20 protein-coding genes are annotated in these 20,377 nt (G+C 69.1%); 14 read left to right on the forward strand and 6 right to left on the reverse strand.

What is annotated here, in order from left to right:
- Positions 1 to 20: 20 nt before the first annotated feature.
- Entirely contained in the window at positions 21 to 236 is a 216-nt protein-coding gene (locus ACLIJ1_RS22125) for a hypothetical protein (RefSeq protein WP_411367732.1), read from the reverse strand.
- 130 nt (positions 237 to 366) lie between these two features.
- Positions 367 to 1,311: a LysR family transcriptional regulator gene (locus ACLIJ1_RS22130; protein ID WP_411367733.1), complete on the reverse strand. Its 945-nt coding sequence runs from the start codon at positions 1,309 to 1,311 to the stop codon at positions 367 to 369.
- 119 nt (positions 1,312 to 1,430) lie between these two features.
- On the opposite strand from ACLIJ1_RS22130, the gene ACLIJ1_RS22135 reads away from it, so the two are divergent.
- The 4 genes from ACLIJ1_RS22135 to ACLIJ1_RS22150 all read left to right on the forward strand — a co-directional run bounded on the left by ACLIJ1_RS22135 (position 1,431) and on the right by ACLIJ1_RS22150 (position 8,376).
- Positions 1,431 to 2,939, forward strand: a complete 1,509-nt coding sequence (locus ACLIJ1_RS22135; protein WP_411367734.1) for a CoA-acylating methylmalonate-semialdehyde dehydrogenase — start codon at positions 1,431 to 1,433, stop codon at positions 2,937 to 2,939.
- Positions 2,940 to 3,220: 281 nt separating this feature from the next.
- Complete coding sequence (mgrA, locus tag ACLIJ1_RS22140) at positions 3,221 to 4,261, forward strand: L-glyceraldehyde 3-phosphate reductase (protein WP_411367735.1); 1,041 nt, start codon at positions 3,221 to 3,223, stop codon at positions 4,259 to 4,261.
- A 93-nt stretch (positions 4,262 to 4,354) separates the two neighbouring features.
- Complete coding sequence (locus ACLIJ1_RS22145) at positions 4,355 to 7,111, forward strand: hypothetical protein (RefSeq protein ID WP_411367736.1); 2,757 nt, start codon at positions 4,355 to 4,357, stop codon at positions 7,109 to 7,111.
- The gene (locus tag ACLIJ1_RS22150) at positions 7,108 to 8,376 is read left to right on the forward strand and encodes a hypothetical protein (RefSeq protein WP_411367737.1); all 1,269 of its coding nucleotides are present in this window, start codon (positions 7,108 to 7,110) and stop codon (positions 8,374 to 8,376) included. Before ACLIJ1_RS22145 ends, ACLIJ1_RS22150 begins: the two co-directional genes overlap by 4 nt.
- A 10-nt stretch (positions 8,377 to 8,386) precedes the next feature.
- On the opposite strand, the gene trxA is transcribed toward ACLIJ1_RS22150, so the two are convergent.
- The gene (gene trxA / locus ACLIJ1_RS22155; protein WP_411367738.1) at positions 8,387 to 9,361 is read right to left on the reverse strand and encodes a thioredoxin; all 975 of its coding nucleotides are present in this window, start codon (positions 9,359 to 9,361) and stop codon (positions 8,387 to 8,389) included.
- 140 nt (positions 9,362 to 9,501) lie between these two features.
- Between trxA and purE the strand changes: the two genes are divergently transcribed.
- From purE to ACLIJ1_RS22175, 4 genes are all read left to right on the forward strand, one after another.
- Positions 9,502 to 9,990, forward strand: coding sequence for a 5-(carboxyamino)imidazole ribonucleotide mutase (gene purE, locus ACLIJ1_RS22160; protein WP_411367739.1), 489 nt, complete (start codon positions 9,502 to 9,504; stop codon positions 9,988 to 9,990).
- Positions 9,991 to 9,995: 5 nt separating this feature from the next.
- Positions 9,996 to 11,231, forward strand: coding sequence for a 5-(carboxyamino)imidazole ribonucleotide synthase (locus ACLIJ1_RS22165; RefSeq protein WP_411367740.1), 1,236 nt, complete (start codon positions 9,996 to 9,998; stop codon positions 11,229 to 11,231).
- 15 nt (positions 11,232 to 11,246) lie between these two features.
- On the forward strand, positions 11,247 to 12,251 hold the full coding sequence (locus ACLIJ1_RS22170; protein WP_411367905.1) for an L-threonylcarbamoyladenylate synthase: 1,005 nt from the start codon (positions 11,247 to 11,249) through the stop codon (positions 12,249 to 12,251).
- Between the two features lie 92 nt (positions 12,252 to 12,343).
- On the forward strand, positions 12,344 to 12,589 hold the full coding sequence (locus ACLIJ1_RS22175) for a hypothetical protein (protein WP_411367741.1): 246 nt from the start codon (positions 12,344 to 12,346) through the stop codon (positions 12,587 to 12,589).
- A gap of 36 nt (positions 12,590 to 12,625) precedes the next feature.
- Here ACLIJ1_RS22175 and dacB read toward each other — a convergent pair whose 3' ends face one another.
- A complete protein-coding gene (gene dacB / locus ACLIJ1_RS22180) occupies positions 12,626 to 14,266 on the reverse strand; it encodes a D-alanyl-D-alanine carboxypeptidase/D-alanyl-D-alanine-endopeptidase (protein ID WP_411367742.1) in 1,641 nt (546 codons plus the stop codon).
- A 44-nt stretch (positions 14,267 to 14,310) separates the two neighbouring features.
- Between dacB and tsaB the strand changes: the two genes are divergently transcribed.
- From tsaB to ACLIJ1_RS22195, 3 genes are all read left to right on the forward strand, one after another.
- On the forward strand, positions 14,311 to 15,069 hold the full coding sequence (gene tsaB / locus ACLIJ1_RS22185) for a tRNA (adenosine(37)-N6)-threonylcarbamoyltransferase complex dimerization subunit type 1 TsaB (protein ID WP_411367743.1): 759 nt from the start codon (positions 14,311 to 14,313) through the stop codon (positions 15,067 to 15,069).
- A gap of 98 nt (positions 15,070 to 15,167) precedes the next feature.
- Positions 15,168 to 15,662: a ribosomal protein S18-alanine N-acetyltransferase gene (rimI, locus tag ACLIJ1_RS22190; RefSeq protein WP_411367906.1), complete on the forward strand. Its 495-nt coding sequence runs from the start codon at positions 15,168 to 15,170 to the stop codon at positions 15,660 to 15,662.
- Positions 15,659 to 16,558 (forward strand): uracil-DNA glycosylase, encoded by a 900-nt coding sequence (locus ACLIJ1_RS22195; RefSeq protein ID WP_411367744.1) that lies wholly within the window; start codon positions 15,659 to 15,661, stop codon positions 16,556 to 16,558. The genes rimI and ACLIJ1_RS22195 overlap by 4 nt, the downstream gene beginning before the upstream one ends.
- Here ACLIJ1_RS22195 and ACLIJ1_RS22200 read toward each other — a convergent pair.
- Together ACLIJ1_RS22200 and ACLIJ1_RS22205 are read right to left on the reverse strand one after the other, a co-directional pair.
- Positions 16,552 to 17,454: a DMT family transporter gene (locus tag ACLIJ1_RS22200; RefSeq protein ID WP_411367745.1), complete on the reverse strand. Its 903-nt coding sequence runs from the start codon at positions 17,452 to 17,454 to the stop codon at positions 16,552 to 16,554. The genes ACLIJ1_RS22195 and ACLIJ1_RS22200 overlap by 7 nt on opposite strands.
- A 37-nt stretch (positions 17,455 to 17,491) precedes the next feature.
- Positions 17,492 to 17,917, reverse strand: a complete 426-nt coding sequence (locus ACLIJ1_RS22205; protein ID WP_411367746.1) for a hypothetical protein — start codon at positions 17,915 to 17,917, stop codon at positions 17,492 to 17,494.
- A 98-nt stretch (positions 17,918 to 18,015) separates the two neighbouring features.
- On the opposite strand from ACLIJ1_RS22205, the gene pyrF reads away from it, so the two are divergent.
- The 3 genes from pyrF to ACLIJ1_RS22220 all read left to right on the forward strand — a co-directional run bounded on the left by pyrF (position 18,016) and on the right by ACLIJ1_RS22220 (position 20,375).
- Complete coding sequence (gene pyrF, locus ACLIJ1_RS22210) at positions 18,016 to 18,855, forward strand: orotidine-5'-phosphate decarboxylase (protein WP_411367747.1); 840 nt, start codon at positions 18,016 to 18,018, stop codon at positions 18,853 to 18,855.
- Complete coding sequence (locus tag ACLIJ1_RS22215; RefSeq protein ID WP_411367748.1) at positions 18,852 to 19,481, forward strand: glutathione S-transferase family protein; 630 nt, start codon at positions 18,852 to 18,854, stop codon at positions 19,479 to 19,481. Before pyrF ends, ACLIJ1_RS22215 begins: the two co-directional genes overlap by 4 nt.
- 69 nt (positions 19,482 to 19,550) lie before the next feature.
- Positions 19,551 to 20,375: a MipA/OmpV family protein gene (locus ACLIJ1_RS22220; protein ID WP_411367749.1), complete on the forward strand. Its 825-nt coding sequence runs from the start codon at positions 19,551 to 19,553 to the stop codon at positions 20,373 to 20,375.
- Positions 20,376 to 20,377: the final 2 nt, after the last annotated feature.

The following is a 20,377-nucleotide window of genomic DNA, read 5'->3' on the forward strand; positions in this document are numbered from 1 at the left end:
ACACGCACGCCGGATAGGGCTTAAGCCAGTTCGTGGCGGTCTGCGGCGGCGTAGAGGTCTTGCGCGAAGGCGGGATCGCTCTTCTGCAGGTCATCGGCCATGGCGCGCAGCTGTTCGGCTTCTTCGAAGCGGGTCAGCGGGCGGGCCGGGGTGTGGCGGGCGTCGAACCAGCCGGCGAACATCTCGCGGACGGTGGACAGGAAGTGGGCGGAATGGGAAAAGGTTGCAGTGCTCATGACGGCTCCTGATTCACAACAAGGGTTTGTTGCACTGCAGTATAGGGTTAACCCTAGGTTTTTGCTGGGGAGTGGCGCCTATTTCCCCGCGCAGTTGTTCAGCAAGTCATGTCCCGGCCTCTGAAATCCCTCAGATCCCCTCGGCAAACCCGGGCGCCAGCGCCTCCCGCAGGTAGGCCACAAAGGCCGTGACCGCCCGGGGCACGTGGGCCGAATAGGGGCGGATGGCGTAGAGCTGCTCGGCAAATGCACCCACCGGCTTCCAGTGCGGAAGCACCTGCACCAGTTTGCCTGCCGTCAGGCTGGCCTGGGCCGTGAAGTCGGGCAGCAGCGCAATGCCCACGCCGCCCAGCGCCGCGTCGCGCAGGGCCTCGCTGTTGTTGGCGGCCAGCGAGCCCGAGACCTGCACCGTCACCCGCTCTCTGCCCGCCGCTGGTTTCAAGGGCTCCAGCGTCCAGGCCGGCGTGTCCTGCGAGCGCGGGTAGTGCAGGCAGTTGTGCTGCGCCAGATCACCCGGCGCTTCGGGCGTGCCGTGCCGGCGCAGGTAGGCGCGGCTGGCCACCAGCACCGAGCGCGTGGCGCACAGTGTCCAGGCCACGTGCGTGTCGGGCGGGTGGGCCGTGTGCCGGATCGCGAGGTCGAAGCCTTCGGTGGCCAGCGACGCCAGCCGGTCGGCCATGTCCAGCTCCAGCCGCACCTCGGGGTACTGGCGCAGGAAGTCGGGCAGGCGCGGCACCAGCTGCTGGCGCGCAAAAGCCACAGGCGCCGTCACGCGCAACAGGCCCCGCGGCGCGCCAGCGGCGTCGCGCACCTGGGCAAAACACTGGGCAATGTGTTCGAACGAGGCCCGCGTGTCGTCCACCAGGCGCTGGCCGGCTTCGGTCAGCCGCACGCTGCGCGTGGTGCGCTGCACCAGCGCCACGCCAGCCAGCCGCTCCAGCTCGGCCATGCGCTGGCTCACCGCGGCCTTGCTCACGCCCAGGCGGGCGGCCGCCGCCGTGTAGCTGCCCTGCTGGGCCAGCACGTTGAGCCAGTGGAAGTGGCCCCACAGCTCATGGATCTTCTGTTCGTTCATGGGCCAATTGTTCACCAGATTGAACAATCAGTTCAGGGTTTTGGCCTTGTATCGCAGGGGTGCCGTTCCTACACTGACCGGATTCCAGGCGACCTGGCCGATCCACCACGAGACACACCATGACCACATCGATTGCCCACCACATCGGCGGCGCCGTCAGCGCCGGCACCTCCACCCGTGCGCAGGACGTCTTCAACCCCGCCACCGGTGCCGTCACCGGACGGGTGTCGCTGGCCAACGCGGCCGATGTGGATGTCGCGGTGGCTGCTGCGCAGGCTGCGTTCCCGGCCTGGTCCGACACGCCGCCGATCCGCCGTGCGCGCGTGATGTTCAAGTTCCTGGAGCTGGTCAACCAGTACAAGGACGCGCTGGCCCACATGATCACCGCCGAACACGGCAAGGTCTTCACCGACGCGCAGGGCGAAGTGGCCCGCGGCATCGACATCATCGAGTTCGCCTGCGGCATCCCCCAGCTGCTCAAGGGCGACTTCACCGACCAGGTCTCGACCGGCATGGACAACTGGACCATCCGCCAGCCGCTGGGCGTGGTCGCCGGCATCACGCCGTTCAACTTCCCGGTCATGGTGCCCATGTGGATGTTCCCGGTTGCCATTGCCGCCGGCAACACCTTCGTCCTCAAGCCCAGCCCGACCGACCCGAGCGCCAGCCTGTTCATGGCCGAGCTGCTGAAGAAAGCCGGCCTGCCCGACGGCGTGTTCAACGTCGTGCAGGGCGACAAGGAAGCGGTCGACGCGCTGCTGGTGCACCCCGACGTCAAGGCGATCAGCTTCGTCGGCTCGACCCCGATCGCCAACTACATCTACGAGACCGGCGCCCACCATGGCAAGCGCGTGCAGGCCCTGGGCGGCGCGAAGAACCACATGGTCGTGATGCCCGACGCCGACCTCGACCAGGCCGTTGACGCGCTGATCGGTTCGGCTTACGGCTCGGCCGGCGAGCGTTGCATGGCGATCTCGGTGGCGGTGCTGGTCGGCGACGTGGCCGAGAAGATCATGCCCAAGCTGATCGAGCGCACGAAGACGCTGAAGGTGCTCAACGGCACCAACCTCGCGGCCGAGATGGGCCCGATCGTGACCCGCGCGGCCTACGAGCGCATCACCGGCTACATCGACGCCGGCGTGATGCAGGGCGCGGACCTGCTGGTGGACGGTCGCCAGTTCGATCCGAAGCAGACCGGCGAAGGTTGCGAGGGCGGCTTCTGGATGGGCGGCACGCTGTTCGACAACGTCACGCCGAGCATGCGCATCTACAAGGAAGAGATTTTTGGCCCGGTGCTGAGCTGCGTGCGCGTGGCCGACTTCGGCGAAGCCGTGCAGCTGATCAACGACCACGAGTTCGGCAACGGCACCAGCTGTTTCACCCGCGACGGCAACGTGGCCCGCGAGTTCGCGCGCCGCATTCAGGTCGGCATGGTGGGCATCAACGTGCCCATCCCCGTGCCCATGGCGTGGCAGGGTTTTGGCGGCTGGAAGAAGAGCCTGTTCGGCGACATGCACGCGTACGGCGAAGAGGGCGTGCGCTTCTACACGAAGCAGAAGTCGATCATGCAGCGCTGGCCGGAGACGACGGCCAAGGGTGCTGAGTTTGTGATGCCTACCGCAAAATAAGTACCCCCCGCGCCGCCTGCGGCGTCACCCCCCAGGGGGGCGCCACTGGCGGCCCGGCGAAGCCGGTTCCGCGGTGGCGCTGGTTCGAGACACTTCTGGCCTCGTTGCGTTTTGGCGTGACGGGGCCTTTTCTTTGGCTGCTTGTGTGGCGTGTCTGAGCTGGGGCGCAGGGCACACCGGTGCACCGGTCCAGCGAGCGACGAGGTTGTTCCCCACCAGTCGGAGTTACCGCCGGGTTACTGGGTAGAGTCGCCAATCACAACGAACGGAGACCAAACAGCATGTACACCGCCCACCCCCAGCGCTACGACCGCATGCCCTACCGCAAGGTGGGCCGCAGCGGCCTCAAGCTGCCCAGCATCACCCTCGGCCTGTGGCACAACTTCGGCGACACGATGCCGATGGAAACGCAGCGCGCCATGCTGCGCACCGCCTTCGACGCCGGCATCACCCACTTCGACCTGGCCAACAACTACGGCCCGCCCTACGGCAGCGCCGAGACCAACTTCGGCGAACACCTGCGGCGCGACTTCCGTCCCTACCGCGATGAACTGATCATCTCCAGCAAGGCCGGCTGGGACATGTGGCCCGGGCCGTATGGCCAGGGCGGTGGCTCGCGCAAGTACGTGCTGGCCAGCCTGGACCAGAGCCTCAAGCGCATGGGGCTGGATTACGTCGACATCTTCTATTCGCACCGCTTCGATCCCGACACGCCGCTGGAAGAAACCATGGGCGCGCTCGCCACGGCGGTGCAGCAGGGCAAGGCGCTGTATGTCGGCATTTCCAGCTACTCGGCCGGCAAGACGCGCGAGGCCGCGGCCATCCTGCGCAGTCTGGGCGTGCCGTTGCTGATCCACCAGCCGTCCTACAGCCTGCTCAACCGCTGGATCGAAGAAGACCTGCTCGACACGCTGCAGGCCGAAGGCACCGGTTGCATTGCCTTCAGCCCGCTGGCGCAGGGCCTGCTGACCAGCAAGTACCTGAACGGCGTGCCGGCCGACGCGCGCATCAACCAGCCTGGTGGGGGTTCCCTCAAGGCTGAGCACCTGAGCGAACAGAACCTGGCCCATGTGCGCGCGCTCAACGGCATTGCACAAGCCCGAGGCCAGAGCCTTGCCCAGATGGCAGTGGCCTGGGTGCTGCGCCACCCGGGCATGAGCTCGGCCCTGATCGGCGCCAGCAAGCCCGAGCAGATCACCGAGCTGGTGGAGGCGCTGGACAAGCTGGACTTCAGCGCCGACGAACTGGCCGCCATCGACCAGCACGCGGTGGACGGCGGCATCAACCTCTGGAAGAAGCCCTCGACCGACCAGCGGCCGTGACGTGACTTGCCGGGCACGGCCACTCGCGCCACGGGCCCGGCCGTTCAACCTCTTGTAACGTCCTGTCGACGAACGGTCGGCTATAAGCCGGCCATGACTTTTTTGACACGGCACCCCCTGGTCCGGGTGGCGCGGCAGGCCCTGCTGTGCGCCACGGCTGCTCTCCTGGTGGCCTGCGGCGGCGGCCGGCAGGACTCGCCAGCCACCGAAGCCACCCAGTCCCGGGCCACGGTGGAAGACGGGGCACGCCTCAACCGGCAGGAACTGGCGGCGGCCGAAGCGCAGGAAAAGCGCAGTGGCTCCATGTTCGCCGCGCTGGACGCCGCGCGCGCCAAGGCCGCGGCCAATGCCGTGCCGGTCTACCGCTTCTTCAACCGCCAGACCAGCGCCCACTTCTACACCACCAGCACGGCCGAGCGCGACCAGATCGTCGCCACCCTGCCGCAGTTCCAGTACGAAGGGGCCGCGTTCTCGGCCATTGCCGCCGCCGGCGCGGGGCTCAGCCCGGTGCACCGCTTCTACAACCTGAACACCGGCGTCCACTTCTACACCATCAGCGAACAGGAGAAGGCCCAGATCCAGGCCAGCCTGCCGCAGTTCCGCTACGAAGGAGTCGCCTACTACGCGAGCAAGGTGGTGGCGACCGGGTTCATTCCGCTCTACCGCTTCTATCTCTCCGCCAAGGGCTTCCACTTCTACAGCGCCTCGCAGAGCGAAGCCGCGCGGGTGCGCACCACGATGCCGCAATACGCCGACGAAGGCGTGGGCTACTACGTGCCCGGCACGCCGGAGCAGGTGGCCGGCGTCGCGAACCCGATCCTGTTCGTGACCCAGGTGCCCAACACGGCCGACTTCGCCAACCGCATGTCGAGCTTCGGCAACCACCTGGCGCGACCCGACCACGCACCGCGCGGCGGCGACCTCTACATCCGCTACCCCGACGGCACGCTGCGCAACCTCACCCGCGAGGCCGGCTACGGTTCCGACGGGATGCAGGGCGCGGCGGCGATCGCGGTGCGTGAGCCTTCGGTGCACTGGAGCGGCAGCAAGGCGCTGTTCTCCATGATCGTCGGCGGGCCGTCGGCGCGTTACCAGGTCGGCACCTACTACTGGCAGATCTACGAAGTCAGCGGGCTGGGCCGCAACGAGACCGTCTCGATCCGCAAGATCGCCAACCAGCCCGCCACCTACAACAACGTCTCGCCGTTCTACGGCACCGACGAACGCGTGCTGTTCACCTCCGACCGGCCTCGCGGCGGCGAGGCGCACCTCTATCCGCAGCTGGACGAATACGAGAGCACGGCGACCGTCACCGGCCTCTGGAGCCTGAATCCGACCACCGGAGACCTGCGCCTGCTCAACCAGGCGCCCAGCGGCGTGTTCTCGCCCACCATCGACAGCGCCGGCCGGGTCGTGTTCACGCGCTGGGACCACCTGCAGCAGGATCAGCAGGCCGATGCCCAGCGCGCGGGCGAAGCGCAGTACGGCGCCACCACGTTCGCCAGCGAAGCGCCCGGTGCGGCGTCGCTGGGCCTGACCGACGAGGTCTTCCCCGAGAAGCGCCAGGACCATACCGGCGTGTTCGGCGCCGTCGCTGGCTACACCAACAACTTCTTCACGCCCTGGCAGATCAACGAAGACGGCACCGACGAGGAAACCCTCAACCACGTCGGCCGCCACGAACTCTCGTTCAACTACCTCGGCCAGTCTTTCCTCGACGACCCGGCCCTGACCTACTTCGCCAGTTCGGCTTTCCACGCCAACACCAAGAACCTGCGCGGAGACGGCGGCCTGTTCCACATCCGCGAAGAGCCCTCTCGCCCAGGCCATTTCATCGCCACCTACGCGCGCGAGTTCGGGTCGCTGACCACCAACCAGCTGGTGCATTTCACCGGGGGCGCGGGCGCGAATCCCGACGCGATGGTGGTGACCGACCTCACCGTGCCATCGCGCAACGACGGCTCGATCGCCGGCGGCCGCTTCCGCAACCCGCTGCCCCTGGTCAGCGGCACCGTGCTGGCCACGCACACGCCGACCGAGGCCGCCACCCCGTCGCAGATGACGCAGTTCCTGATCAAGCCGCTGGTCGCGGGCACGGGCGGCCTGCTGCAGGCCGGTGTCTCGCTCACCGGTGGCATCCGCAAGTCCATCAGCTGGTGGGACCCGGACACGTTGCGCAGCTTCGACGGCCTGGTGTGGGAACTCGAAGCGGTCGAGGTGGTGGCGCGGCTCAAGCCCGCGACCCGCCAGGCGCCTGCGCTGGCCGCGGCCGAGCGCCAGATCTTCACCGAGGAGGCCGTCGACGAGACCCAGCTGCGCAACTGGCTCAAGGCCAACGACCTGGCCATGATCATCACCCGCAACCAGACCTCGCGCGACCGCGCCGACCAGCAGCAGCCATTCAACCTGCGCGTGCCTGGCGGCGTGAGCACGGTGGCGCCGGGCGGCGGGCGGGTCTACGACATCGCGCACTTCCAGCTGTTCCAGGGCGACCAGATCCGCGGCTACAACCACGCCGGCCGCCGTGTGCTGGCGGCGCCGATGCACGACCCCAAGGTCAGCCTGCCGGCCAACGCGGGCGGACCGTTGGGCAGCGTGCGCATCGCCGCCGACGGCTCGACCGCGGCCTTCGTGCCGGCGCGCCGCGCCCTGACCTGGCAGACCACCGACGGTGCCGGCAATGCGGTGGTGCGCGAGCGGGTCTGGATCACCTTCCAGCCCGGCGAGGTGCGGCTGTGCGCCTCGTGCCACGGCGTCAACACCAGCAACCAGGCCGGCGGCCTCGCTCCCACCAACCCGCCCGAGGCGCTGCGCACCCTGCTGCGGCACTGGAAGGCCTTGCCCAAATGAGGTCGGGGTACCGCCGCTGGCTTCGAGCGCTGCAGGTGCTTCTGCTGTGGTGCGTGGCGACTTGGGCACACGCGACCGTCACGCTCACGCCGGTCTACCGCTTCTACAACCACGGCACCGCCGCCCACTTCTACACCGTCAGCCTCGCCGAGCGCGACCAGGTGATGGCGAGCCTGCCGATGTACCAGTACGAAGGAGCGGCCTTCCAGGCCTCGACCACCGCCGATGCCTCGCTCAGTCCGGTGCACCGCTTCTTCAACGCCCGCACCGGCGTGCACTTCTACACCATCAGCGATGAAGAGCGACAGCGTGTCCAGTCCACGCTGCCCGACTTCCGCTACGAGGGTGTGGCCTACCACGCGGGCACCTCGCCCGGCGCCAGCCGCACGCCGCTCTACCGCTTCTACCTCGCGAGCAAGGGCTTTCACTTCTACAGCGCCAGCGCGACCGAGGTGGCGAACATCCGCGCGAACCTGCCGCAGTACGTGTACGAAGGCGTCGCCTATTACCTGCCGGCCACCGAGGTGATCACCGGCCTGAACTACCCCTCGAACCGCACCTCCTACGACGACCTGCGCTTCAAGTTCACCGGCGCCAGCCTGGTCGACCCCTATCCCGCGACCTATCTCTGGCGCGTCAACCTGCGCCACCAGAACGGGTACTACACCACCTTCTTCTGGGGGCCGGACGGCGGCTTCACCGCGCAGGCCTACTACGGCGCGCATCCCTACCCCGACGGCGGCGGCAGCGACACCACCACCCACAAGTGGGAGGTGTCGATCGAAGGTGGGGACGACGTGGTCGATCTCAATGGCCACTCCACGGTGGTCAACTACGGCGCCTGGCACACGCAGGCCCTGGTGGTGCGCCGCGTCAACACCGACGAGATCGAAGCGAGCTTCTACTGGAACCTGCCCGACACCAGCAAGGTGATCCGGCACACGACCCTGTACGGCGACTACGCCAACACCTTCGGCAGCCGGCCCTACGCCGGCATGGCCCTGAGCTTCGGCGATGCGCCCTGGAGCATCGCCAACGAGCGCCTCAGCGGCATCCTGCGCGGCATCCAGATCTACTCGAACACCCTGTCGACGGCGGACATCCTGGCCGAAGCCAGCGCGCCGCTCAGCACGGCGGCCGGTGCGGCCAGCATCTGGTACATGAACCTGAACCCGACACCGACCGACATCGCCGACAAATCGGGCAAGGGCCACCACCCGGCCTGGGCCACCACGGCGCGCCCGGCGCTGTGGACCGGGCCCTGAGGGCAGGCGCTCAGTTCAGCGCCATGCTCAGCTTGCGGCGGTACTGCGAGACCATCTGCGATTGCGGGTCTTCCGCCACCGCCGACTTGCCGGACAGTTCGATGCCACCGGCGCTCTTGCCCGCGGCGGACGGGTCGGCCTTGGGCTTGGGCGGGGTCATGAGTTCGAGCAGGCCGACGTAGGTCTTGCGCGGTGCCTCGTCGCTCCACTTCTTGTCGCGCATGATGATTTCCAGCATCTCTTCGAGCGCGGCCGGCCATTCGCCCATGGCGATCAGCACCCGGCTCTTGGCGAAGCGGGTCTCGAAGTCGCGCTTGTTCTGCGCAATCAGTTCGTCGAACTGCTCCATCGGCCACTGGCCGCGCGGATCGGTGCCCACGAACTCGAGCGCCTGCAGCCACTGGTTCAGGGCGTCGAAGCGCAGCGGCACCGGAATGCGCGAGAGGGTCGGCGCCAGCGCGGTGGCGGCCTGCTCGAACAGGCCGTGAGCGATGCACTGGCGGACCAGTTCGAAGCGCAGGTCGTCGTTGTCGGGTGCCTGGGCCACGGCGTGGGCCAGCTTCTCCAGCGCGGAGCCGGCATCGGTTTCTTCGCCTTCACCGCCCTGGGCCAGCAGTTGCTGCGCCTCGTCGGCCTCGGCCAGCGCCGCCAGCTCTTCTTCGCTGGGCAGGTGCTTGTCGAGGAAGGCCTTGACCTGGCCTTCGGGCACGGCGCCCATGAAGCCGTCCACCGGCTGGCCGTTGATCAGCAGCACACAGGTCGGGATGCTGCGGATGCCGAAGGCCGCGGCCAGCTGCTGTTCCTGGTCGGAGTCGATCTTGACCAGCTTGAATCGGCCGCCGTACTCGGCCTCGACCTTTTCCAGAATGGGGCCGATGACCTTGCAGGGGCCGCACCAGGTGGCCCAGAAATCCACCAGCACCGGGGTGTGCATGGAGGCTTCGATGACCTCGGCTTCGAAATTGGCGACGGTGACGTTGATCATGGCGTGGGGCGGCGGGAAAAGGGCGCACAGGGGCGCGGACGGGCGCGAAACGTAAAATCCGCACTTTACCGGAGGCGGCCCCGTCCGTCCGCCGCCTTCCCCGCACAGCGCCTCGCCAGGCGCGCACGAGAGCCCCTCCCATGAGCACCATCCAGGTCGGCGTCGTCATGGGTTCCAGCAGCGACTGGGACACCATGCAGCACGCCGTGCAGATCCTCAAAGACTTCGGCATCGCCCACGAGGCGCGCGTGGTCTCGGCCCACCGCATGCCCGACGACATGTTCGCCTACGCCGAGGCCGCCGTTGGCCGCGGGCTCAAGGCCATCATCGCCGGTGCCGGCGGCGCGGCCCACCTGCCGGGCATGATCGCCGCCAAGACGGTGGTGCCGGTGCTGGGCGTGCCGGTGCAGTCCAAGGCGCTGTCGGGCGTGGACTCGCTGCATTCCATCGTGCAGATGCCCAAGGGCGTGCCGGTGGCCACCTTCGCCATTGGCGCCGCCGGGGCCGCCAACGCGGCGCTGTTCGCCGTGGCCCTGCTGGCCAACGAAGACCCGGCCCTGCGCGCCAAACTCGAAGCCTTCCGCGCCGCGCAGACCGAAGCCGCTCGCGCCATGACCTTGCCTGTCTGACCCCCATGAGCCTCAAACCCCTCCTGCCCGGCGCCTTGTCCGACCGTGGCCAACAGATGACCCTGGGCGTGATGGGCGGCGGCCAGCTCGGCCGCATGTTCGTGCAGGCCGCCCAGGCCATGGGCTACTTCACCGCGGTGCTGGACCCGGACCCGGCCAGCCCGGCCGGTCTGGTGGCGCACTGGCACATCGACACGGCCTACGACGACGAGCAGGGCCTGGCCCAGCTGATGCAGCGCTGCGACGCCATCACCACCGAGTTCGAGAACGTGCCTGCGCCCGCGCTGATCACCCTGGGCGCGCACCGTCCGGTGGCGCCCTCGGCCAACTGCGTGGCGGTGGCGCAGGACCGCATCCAGGAAAAGGCGCACTTTGTCCAGTGCGGCCCCGTCAGCGGGGTGTACCCCGCGCCCTACGCGGCCATCGAGACGCCCGAGCTGTTGGCGGCGGTGCCGGCCGACCTGCTGCCCGGCATCGTCAAGACGGCACGCCTGGGCTACGACGGCAAGGGGCAGGTCCGCGTGAAGAACCGCGAAGAGCTGGCAGCCGCCTGGGACAAGCTCGGCCGCGTACCCTGCGTGCTGGAAAAGCTGATGCCGTTGCAGAGCGAGTGCTCGGTCATCGTGGCGCGCGGCGCCGACGGCCAGGTGGTCGCCTTCCCGGTACAGAAGAACACCCACCACGACGGCATCCTGGCCATCACCGAGGTGTACGACGGCGCGGTGCCTGCCGACCTGGCCGCGCGCGCGCAGGCCAGCACGGTCGCGATCGCGAACCACCTCAACTACGTCGGCGTGCTCTGCGTCGAGTACTTCGTGGTCGACAACGGCAAAGGTGGCAGCGACCTGATCGTCAACGAGATGGCGCCGCGCCCGCACAACAGTGGCCACTACACGCAGAACGCCTGCGACCTCTCGCAGTTCGAGGCGCAGGTGCGCGCCCTGGCCGGTCTGCCGCTGCCCCCGCCGCGCCAGCACAGCCCGGCCATCATGGTCAACCTGCTGGGCGACCTCTGGTTCGATGCCAACGGCGTGCGGGCGCAAGCCAGCGAACAGCCGCTGTCTCCGCCCTGGGCCCAGGTGCTGGCGTTGCCGGGCACGAACCTGCACCTGTACGGCAAGCTCAGCGCCCGCCCGGGCCGCAAGATGGGCCATCTGAACATCACCGGTGCCTCGGTCGCGCAGGTGCGCGAGACAGCGACGAAGGTGCTGGCCCTGTTGGGGCTCCCTGCACTGGGTTGACCTTCCGCGATGCCCCTGACCCTGAACGCCCGCGATCCGGCGGCCATCGAAGCGGCCGCGCAGCGTCTGGCTGCGGGAGGTCTGGTCGGCATGCCGACCGAAACCGTCTATGGCCTGGCAGCCGACGCGGGCAACGCCAGCGCGGTGCGCGGCATCTTTGAGGCCAAGGGCCGGCCCAGCGACCACCCGCTGATCGTGCACCTGCCGCCCGCCGAGGGAGGCGACTGGCGCGCGGCGGTGGCACCGCTGGCGCACAGCGTGCCCGACTTCGCGGTGGTGCTGATGAAAGCCTTCTGGCCTGGCCCGCTGACCCTGATCCTGCCGCGCCGGCCCGAGGTGGCGGCGGTGGCAGCCGGCGGCCAGGACTCGGTGGGGGTGCGCTGTCCGTCTCACCCGGTGGCGCAGGCGCTGCTGGTGGCGGCCCGGAGGCTCGGCGTGATGGGCGTGGCGGCCCCCAGCGCCAACCGTTTCGGCCGTGTCAGCCCGACGACCGCTGCCCACGTGGCCGAGGAATTCGCAGAGTTGAAGGACGACCAGCTGCTTATCCTGGACGGCGGGGCGTGCCCGGTGGGCATCGAGTCGACCATCGTCGACTGCTCACGTGGATACCCGGTGCTGCTGCGCCCCGGCATGGTCACGACGGCGCAGATCGAGGCCGCTTGCGACCAGCCGCTGCGCGAGCGCGACGAGGCCGCGCCGCGCGCCTCGGGCACGCTGGAATCACACTACGCCCCGACCGCCAGGGTGCGGCTGATGGACGGCAAACAGATCCATGCCGCGCTGGACGTGCTGGGAAAAGACGCGAAGCACATTGCCGTGTATTCCCGGGGAACCCTGCGTGCCGCGCGCGCGGTGTTGCAGCGACGCATGCCGGCCGACGCGGCGGCCTGTGCGCAGGAGCTGTTCGCCGTGCTGCGCGAGCTCGATGCGACCGGCGTCAAGCTGATCTGGGTTGAAACGCCGCCCGACGGTGCCGACTGGGACGGCGTTCGCGACCGTCTGCAGCGCGCGGCGGCCTGACGGTCGGACGAGGCTCAAGAAATCGCGCGAGCGACCGATAGGACCGGAGAGACACCCTTCAAGGCGTCGACCGCACCACCGGAGAGCCCACCGTGAACCCGAACACCCACGCCCTGCGCAGCGCCCACGAGGACAGCTTCGTCATCAATGAAGCCACCCGGCACCACTACTACAGCACCATGCAGGCCGAGGTGTACGACGAAGACATGCTGGATGCGGCGCTCAACCGCCGCCAGGCGCGGGCCATGGTGGCCAAGCGCGACCACCGGCGGGTCGGCGTCTGGCTCGCTGTGCTGTCGGTCTGTGCCCTGGCCGGGCTGCTCTGGGCGCTGAACTGAGCGATCCGCGCAGCGGCGGAGCGCGGGGGCATGTCTTCAGTCCGGCAGACCAGCGGTCCACTCCACCAGCGCGTCCAGCGCAGGCCGCGCCGCGACCGCGTTGGCGTGGTTGATGAAGCCCACCACCACATAGCGCGAGCCGTTGCCGGCATTCACATAGCCGGCGATGCCGGTCACGTCGCGCAGCGTGCCGGTCTTTAACCAGGCATTGCCGTGCGCCAGGCTGTCGGGCGACTTGCCCACGCGCGCCGCCGTGCCCTTGACGCCCGCGACCGACAGCGACTCCACGAAGGTTGCGCCCTGGGGGTGGCGCGCCGCGTGACGCAGCAGTTCGGCCAGCGAGTCTGCGGTGATGCGCTCGACCCGCGAGAGGCCGGAACCGTTTTCCATCACCGGCGCGGGCTGGCGGATGCCGAAGGTGTTGCGCCACCAGCGTCCGATGATTTCGCGCGAACGCTCCAGCCGGCCCTGACGCTCCAGCGTCAGCGGCCCGCGCGGCACGGTCATCGCGTCCACCCGTGCCGGCGCCAGCTGGCCCAGCGTGAGGAACACCTGCTGCGCCATCACGTTGTTGCTCCACTGGTTGACGTCCGCAATGATCTCGGAGAGCGGCAGCGACTTCGCCTCGTGCACCAGCCGTGCCTTGGCGGGCGTCTGGCCCATCACCACCTTGCCGGTGAGCGCGCCGCCGCTGTTGCGCCACAGGCCTTCCAGCGCGCGGGCCGCGTAGCTGGCCGGGTCCTGGTAGGCGACCGGCCACTCCTTGTCGCCGCAGCCCTGCGGATAGCGGCCGGTGAAGCGGATCGCGTTGATGTCGTCGAAGCGCGCGCCGATGGCCGCACGCCAGTCGCCACAACCGGCACCGCGCGCCAGCGGCAGCGTGGCATCGATCGCCAGGCCGGCCATCGGCGGTTCGCTGGTGACCCGCGCCACACCCGCCGCCGCGTCGGCCGAAAACCTCAGCACCACCGACTTGAAATTGACCAGAAGGGCGTCGGGCACCGCGTTGTAGGGGCGCAGGGCTTCGCCATCGAAGGCGCCCGGGTCTTTCGGCGGCAGGTCGAAGGCGCTGTTGTCCAGCACCATGTCGCCGAGCACGACCACCACGCCCTTGTCCTGTAGCGCCTGGAAGGCGGCCTGGATGCGTTCGAGCACCAGCTTGGGGTCGCCGCCGCCCTTGATGTAGAGGTTGCCGCGCAGTGTCCCCTTGTCGAGCGTGCCGTCGGTGTAGAAGCGGGTGGACCAGGTGAAGTTGGGTCCCAGCAGATCCATGGCCGCGTAGGTCGTCACCAGCTTCATCACCGAGGCCGGGCTGATGACTTCTTCGGCGCGGTGGCGCAGGCGTTCAGGGCCGTTGCCGCTGACCGGCAGCACCAGTGCCGACATGGCACTGGCCGGCACCTGGGCGCGTTGCAAGGCGGCGGCCACCGGCTGCGGCAGCATGGTCAGCGCGGGCGGTGCTGCCGCGGACGGTGTCGCCCGCGGGCTGCCGGGTGCCTGCGATGGCGCGACGGGTGCGGCCTGGCCGCTGCTCGCCGGCGCGCCGGGCACGGTCAGCACCGCCTCGGGTTTGAGCCGCAGCTCGCCCGCGCTGAGCTCACTCTCCTGCGCCGGGACGGCGGTGGCGATGCACACAAGGAACAGGAGCAGGAACGGAAGGCGGGGCAGTCTGGGCATGGAGCGGCGATTATGGGTCAGTGACCCTCACCGATAATCCCCCGATGCCCTCTGACGCATCCCGCCTGCTCGCCATCGATTCCAGCACCGATACCCTGTCGGTCGCGCTGGGTTCGGGCGCGCCGGACGCGGTGCCGCTGGTCTTTGCCGGGCCGGGCGCTGCGCAGTCTTCGGCCACCTTGTTGCCCGCGGTGCAGTCGCTGCTGGCGCAAGCCGGGTGGTCACTGGATTCGCTGGACGCGGTGGTGTTCGGTCGCGGCCCGGGCTCGTTCACCGGCCTGCGCACCGCCTGTGCGGTGGCGCAGGGCCTGGCGTATGGCGCGGGTGGCCTGCCGGTGTTGCCTGTGGACACGCTGCTGGCGCTGGCCGAAGCCGCGCGAACCGCGCGGCTCCAGCAGAGGCTGGCGGTACCGCCCGTGGTCGCGGCGCTGCTGGATGCGCGCATGAACGAAATCTATGTGGCGCTCTACGCCTGCGGGCCGGAGGGTCTGTCGTCCCAGCCGCTGCGGGCGCCGTGCCTGTGTGCGCCGCAAGCGCTGGCCACCTGGCTGGCCGATTCGCTGCCGTCCGCGCTCTCGCTGGACCGCGGGGACTGCCTTTTGGCGGGCAATGTGTTCGAGATGTATGGCGAGCCGCTGCAGGATCTGCCGGGACCGCGGCAACTGGCCCTGCCGACGGCCGCTGCACTCCTGTCGCTGGCGCCCGGCCTGCTGGCCGCCGGACACGCAGTGGACGCGCGCGACGCGTTGCCGCTGTATGTGCGCGACAAGGTGGCGCGGACCACTGCCGAGAGGGAAGCATGAGTGCCGCCGCGCCTTCGAGCGACCCTTCGACCGCCTCCGGTGCCGGCTGGCCCGAGGCCGCCGACCACCAGGGCCAGCGCCGTGTGGCCTTCGTGCCCATGACCGAGGCCGACCTGGAAGCCGTCTGCGAGGTCGAGAAGACCGCCTACGCCCATCCCTGGTCGCGCCGCCATTTCGCGGATTCGCTGGCCAGCAGCTACCCGGCGGTGATGCTGCTGGGCGAAGCGCTGCCGGGTGAAACCCCCTGGCCGGCGCGCGCCGACGGGCGTGTGCTGCTGGGTTATCTGGTGGCCATGCGCGGTGTGGATGAGGTGCACCTGCTCAACATCACGGTCGCCCCGGCGCAGCAGCGGCAGGGTTGGGCGCGTTTCATGCTCGACGCGCTGACCCTCTGGTCCCGCGGGCAGGGAGCGCAATGGCTCTGGCTGGAGGTGCGCGCGGGCAACGCGCCGGCCCGCAGCCTGTACACACGCTATGCCTTCCGCGAGGTCGGCCTGCGCCGCGCCTACTACCCGGCGGGCGGCCTGCAGCGCGAAGACGCGGTGGTGATGAGCCTGTCGCTGTCCACGACCACCGAGGAGGCCACGGCATGAGCGACACGCTGCCCGACGACGCGACCGAGGACACATCCTTCGTCCCTCACCTGGATGCGCGTCAGCGCGCGATGCTGGCCGAGATGGGTGTGCGGGTCTGGGCGCCGCGGGCCGAGGCCGCCGTGGCCAGCCCGGCTGCCGAATCTGCCCCCGTTGTGCCAAAGACGGTGCCTGCACCCGCGGTCGCCGCGCCCGAGCCCGTGGCTGCCCGTCCGGTGCCGCCGGTGGTGGCAGCGCCCCGCGCGCCGGTCGCGGCAGCACCGGTGCCTTCATCGGCCGCAGCTCCAGTGGCAGCACATTCCGAACGCCTGCGCCCGGCCGGCGTCGGGGACATGGACTGGGCCGCGCTGCAGGCGGCGGTGGAGGGTTGCGAGGCCTGCGGCCTGTGCAAGACACGCCGCAACACCGTGTTTGGTGTTGGTCATGTGGAGGCCGACTGGATGATCGTCGGCGAAGCGCCGGGCGAAAACGAAGACCTGCAGGGCGAGCCCTTCGTGGGCGCCGCCGGGCAGTTGCTGGACAACATGCTGCGCGCCGTCGGCCGCAGCCGCGCGGGCGAGGGCAGCAAGGGTGCCTACATCGCCAACGTGCTCAAGTGCCGCCCGCCCGCCAACCGTAACCCGCAGCCGCAGGAGGTCGCTCAATGCGAGCCTTACCTGGCGCGGCAGGTGGCGCTGGTGAAGCCGAAGATCATCGTGGCCATGGGGCGGTTTGCGGTGCAGTCGCTGCTGCGCACCGATGAGCCGATCGGCCGCCTGAGGGGTCGTGTGCACCGCTACGAGGGCGTGCCGGTGATCGTGACCTACCACCCGGCCTATCTGCTGCGCACCCCGGCCGACAAGGCCAAGGCCTGGGAAGACCTGTGCCTGGCGATGGAGACCGCGGCGGGTCAGTGAACGCTGGTGGGGGGTGCAGGTGTGGCGCGTGTCGGCCACAGCACCGTGGCGATCGCCAGCATCACGAGCGCGACGGCCGCCCAGTCCTGCCAGTGCAGCACTTCGCCCAGCCACCAGGCGCCGCTGAACACACCCAGCACCGGGATCATCATCACCGAGAGTGACGAAGCGATCGGCGGCAACTCGCGCGCCAGCATCAGCCAGACCACCTGCGCGAACGCAAACACGCCCAGTGCGTTGTAGACGATGGCACCCCATTGCGCCGGGTTGGGTGCCACCCAGGCACCGCGCTCGAAGACGACGGACAGCAAGCTCATCCACAGCGTGGTCGCGAGGGTCATCCAGAAGCTGATCGTCAGCGTGGGCGCTTCGATGCGCGTGCGGCGCATCAGCTGGGTGCCGACGGCCCAGGTCGCGGCGGCCACCAGCATCATGGCCACGCCCAGTGGCCGGCCAGACAGGGTGGTGAACTCGTGCCAGAGCAGCAGCACCACTCCCAGCGCGGCGGCCGCCACGCCGATCCACGCGCGCGGGATCAGCCGCTGGCCGAACCAGAGCGCACCGATCACCGCGGAGAACACCGGCATGGTGTAGCCCAGGATGGCCGCGCGCCCGCTGGACAGCGACTGGATCGCCAGGATCGCCAGCGTGTGCCAGAAGAACATGTTGAACACGGTCAGCACCGCCAGCTCGCGCCAGTGGGTGCGGGCGATGGTGAAGGGCTCGCCCCGCCAGACCATCACCGCCGCCATCACCGGCAGCCCCAGCCACATGCAGATGGTGCGGAAGGTCAGCGGCGGAAAGCCGGTCACGCCGAACTTCATGATCGGCCAGTTGGCGCCCCAGACCAGCGTGAGCAGGACGAGCAGGATCAGTTGCTGGCGGGACAGGCGCATCGGGCCAATGTTAGCGGCCCGGCGCCGTGGCGGCGCTTTAGTTGGTGACAGTGACCGTCGCGGTGGCGCTGTCGGTGGTGTTGGCGTCGGCGTCCACCGCTCGGGCGAAGTACGAGACCGAGCCGGATGCGGTGGTCGGGATCGTGGTGGTGAACTGGTAGGGCGAGGCGTTCAGCGTGCCCAGCAGGGTGCTGGCGCTGGAATCGACCCGGTAGAAGCGGACCGCGCTCATGCCGACGTCCGAACTGGCGACCGCGATCAGCGTGACGGTCGCGCCGGCGACGGCGCTGTTGGGCGTGACGGCCACGGTCACGGTCGGGCCGTCGTCGGAGCTGCCGCCGCCGCAACCTGCGAGCGCCAGAGACAGCAGCAGGCTGGTGGCCAGGGCGCCTCGGTGCAGGAAGCGGCGACGGGCCGGGGGCATGGTGCGGGTGGGGGAGGAGGGAGATGCGGTGTGGGTCATGCATTCATCCTAGGGAGGCGGGCGCGCAGGCGGGTTGCCGCCGTGTATCCGGCCGGTAAACCGGCGGACACGAAACCGCGACTCCTTAAAATCGCGCCATGACCTTCCTCGACATGCTGGGCGCGGCAGAGCGCCAGAACCAGTCTCTGCTCTGCGTCGGCCTAGACCCCGATCCGGCGAAATTCCCCGCGGCGATGAAGGGCGACGCCTCGAAGATCTACGACTTCTGTGCCGCCATCGTCGAGGCCACCGCCGACACCGTGATCGCCTTCAAGCCGCAGATCGCCTACTTCGCCGCGCACCGCGCCGAAGAACAGCTCGAAAAGCTGATGCGTCACATGAAGGCGGTGGCGCCGCAGGTGCCGGTGATCCTGGACGCCAAGCGCGGCGACATTGGCAGCACGGCCGAGCAGTACGCGATCGAGGCCTTCGAGCGCTACGGAGCCGACGCCGTGACGCTTTCGCCCTTCATGGGCTGGGACTCGGTGCAGCCCTACCTGAAGTACGAAGGCAAAGGCGCTTTCCTGCTGTGCCGCACCTCCAATCCTGGTGGAGACGACCTGCAGAACCAGCATCTGGCCTCGGTCGATGGCCAGCCGCGCGTCTACGAACACATTGCCCGGCTCGCGCAGGGACCGTGGAACCTCAACGGCCAGCTCGGGCTGGTGGTCGGCGCGACTTACCCCAACGAGATCGAACGCGTGCGCGAACTCGCTCCGACGCTGCCGCTGCTGATTCCCGGCGTGGGTGCGCAGGGCGGCGATGCGGTCGCGACCATCCGCGCAGGCTACCGCTCCCAACGCGGCGTCACCCTGGGCCCGGTGATCGTGAATTCTTCGCGCTCGATCCTCTATGCCTCGTCGGGCCCCGACTTCGCGGCCGCGGCGCGCGCCGAAGCGCTGCGCACGCGCGACGTCCTGAACGCGGCCAAGGCATGAAGCTCTACATCGCGCCGCGCGCGCCCAACCCGCGCCGGGTGCAGATGTTCCTGATCGAGAAGGGCATCGATCCTTCCGCGCAGGGCATCGAACTGGTCCACGTCGACCTCAACGCGCAAGAGCACAAGAGCGAAGCCTTTCGCGCCAAGAGCCCGCTGGCGCGCATTCCCGCGCTGGAGTTTGGCGACGGTCGCGTGCTGACCGAGACGCGGGCGATCTGCACGTGGCTGGAGGGCGCGTATCCCGAGCCCAACCTGATGGGTGTCGACGCGACCGAGCGCGCCTTCATCGAGATGGCCGACCGGCGTGTCGAGTGGTACTTCATGCTGCCGATCGGCCAGTGCGTGCGCCACACGCACCCCGGGCTGGCGCCGCTGGAGCAGCCGCAGTTCCCCGAGTTCGGCCGTTCGCAGGGCGAGAAGATGCGCGAGACCGCGGTCTGGCTCGACCGCGAACTGCAACGCCAGCCCTGGATTGCCGGCGAGCGCTTCACCATCGCCGACATCACGGCGTTCTGCGCGCTGGAGTTCGCGCGCCTGATGCGTTTTCAGGCCGGCGAGCAGGGTTTACCCGCACTGCAGGCCTGGCGCGACCGGGTGGCGCAGCGGCCCAGCGCGAAGGCCTGACGGTATTTCCGCACGCTGGCCCACGGGCTAACGGGAAACCGATGGGGTGGCTGGCTATGATCGTTGCCCATGCTGTCTACAAAACACCGTTGGGGGGCCGCGCTGCTGGCCGGTTGTGCGTGCGCTCCACTGTGGGCCGCCGATAGGGACTGGCTCACCATAGAGGGTGACTACCTGATCGGCGCTTCGGTGGTGTCGGGCAACGGGCACGTCGGGGACGCGCCCTCGCGCTTCGACTTCAAGCCGATGTGGGCCTTCCAGCTCGGCCCGTTCCGCGTCTCGCGCTCACGGGCGTCCAGCCTGATGCAGGCCGGGCGCGAGCAGCTGGAAACCGGGGTGAGCGCGGATTTCGGCATCTTCGACGACTGGCGGGCCAGCGCCTCGCTGCGGGTGGACAACGGCCGCAGCTCCAGCGACGACCCGCACTTCGCCGGCCTGCCCAGCGTGCCCTCCACACTGCGCTGGCGCATTTCCACCGGCTCGGCCATCGGCGAGCGCTGGAGCTGGAGCAGCAGCTACGACCGGGACTTCCTGGGCCGCAACGGCGGCGGGCGGCTCTCGGCGGGCCTGAACTACCGGCTTCCCATGACCGAGAAGAACTACTGGGACTTCGGCGTCGGATCGACCTGGGGCGACCGCACCTACCTGCAGACCAACTACGGCATCTCCAAAGAAACCTCGGCACGCAGCGGCCGGCCGGCCTATCTGCTCGGCGGTGGCTGGGAGAACGTGCGCGCCAGCGCGCAGTACACCCATGTGCTCAGCGACAACTGGGTGCTGTTCGGTGGCCTGGACCTCTCGCGCATGGTGTCCGCGCCCGCGAGCAGCCCGCTGGTGGGCCGCAAGATGACGCACTCGATCAGCGCCGGCATCGCCTTCAGAGGCAAGCGCTGATG

Source organism: Hydrogenophaga sp. RWCD_12, from assembly GCF_046604225.1.
In the GTDB taxonomy this organism is placed as follows: domain Bacteria; phylum Pseudomonadota; class Gammaproteobacteria; order Burkholderiales; family Burkholderiaceae_C; genus Hydrogenophaga.

Coding starts and splice junctions, on each gene's coding strand:
- ACLIJ1_RS22125 (WP_411367732.1), bottom strand. CDS start 236: ATGAGCACTGCAACCTTTTCCCATTCCGCCCACTTCCTGTCCACCGTC.
- ACLIJ1_RS22130 (WP_411367733.1), bottom strand. CDS start 1,311: ATGAACGAACAGAAGATCCATGAGCTGTGGGGCCACTTCCACTGGCTC.
- ACLIJ1_RS22205 (WP_411367746.1), bottom strand. CDS start 17,917: ATGACCCACACCGCATCTCCCTCCTCCCCCACCCGCACCATGCCCCCG.
- dacB (WP_411367742.1), bottom strand. CDS start 14,266: ATGCCCAGACTGCCCCGCCTTCCGTTCCTGCTCCTGTTCCTTGTGTGC.
- mgrA (WP_411367735.1), top strand. CDS start 3,221: ATGTACACCGCCCACCCCCAGCGCTACGACCGCATGCCCTACCGCAAG.
- ACLIJ1_RS22150 (WP_411367737.1), top strand. CDS start 7,108: ATGAGGTCGGGGTACCGCCGCTGGCTTCGAGCGCTGCAGGTGCTTCTG.
- ACLIJ1_RS22200 (WP_411367745.1), bottom strand. CDS start 17,454: ATGCGCCTGTCCCGCCAGCAACTGATCCTGCTCGTCCTGCTCACGCTG.
- ACLIJ1_RS22220 (WP_411367749.1), top strand. CDS start 19,551: ATGCTGTCTACAAAACACCGTTGGGGGGCCGCGCTGCTGGCCGGTTGT.
- pyrF (WP_411367747.1), top strand. CDS start 18,016: ATGACCTTCCTCGACATGCTGGGCGCGGCAGAGCGCCAGAACCAGTCT.
- tsaB (WP_411367743.1), top strand. CDS start 14,311: ATGCCCTCTGACGCATCCCGCCTGCTCGCCATCGATTCCAGCACCGAT.
- ACLIJ1_RS22215 (WP_411367748.1), top strand. CDS start 18,852: ATGAAGCTCTACATCGCGCCGCGCGCGCCCAACCCGCGCCGGGTGCAG.
- rimI (WP_411367906.1), top strand. CDS start 15,168: ATGACCGAGGCCGACCTGGAAGCCGTCTGCGAGGTCGAGAAGACCGCC.
- ACLIJ1_RS22165 (WP_411367740.1), top strand. CDS start 9,996: ATGAGCCTCAAACCCCTCCTGCCCGGCGCCTTGTCCGACCGTGGCCAA.
- trxA (WP_411367738.1), bottom strand. CDS start 9,361: ATGATCAACGTCACCGTCGCCAATTTCGAAGCCGAGGTCATCGAAGCC.
- ACLIJ1_RS22145 (WP_411367736.1), top strand. CDS start 4,355: ATGACTTTTTTGACACGGCACCCCCTGGTCCGGGTGGCGCGGCAGGCC.
- purE (WP_411367739.1), top strand. CDS start 9,502: ATGAGCACCATCCAGGTCGGCGTCGTCATGGGTTCCAGCAGCGACTGG.
- ACLIJ1_RS22195 (WP_411367744.1), top strand. CDS start 15,659: ATGAGCGACACGCTGCCCGACGACGCGACCGAGGACACATCCTTCGTC.
- ACLIJ1_RS22135 (WP_411367734.1), top strand. CDS start 1,431: ATGACCACATCGATTGCCCACCACATCGGCGGCGCCGTCAGCGCCGGC.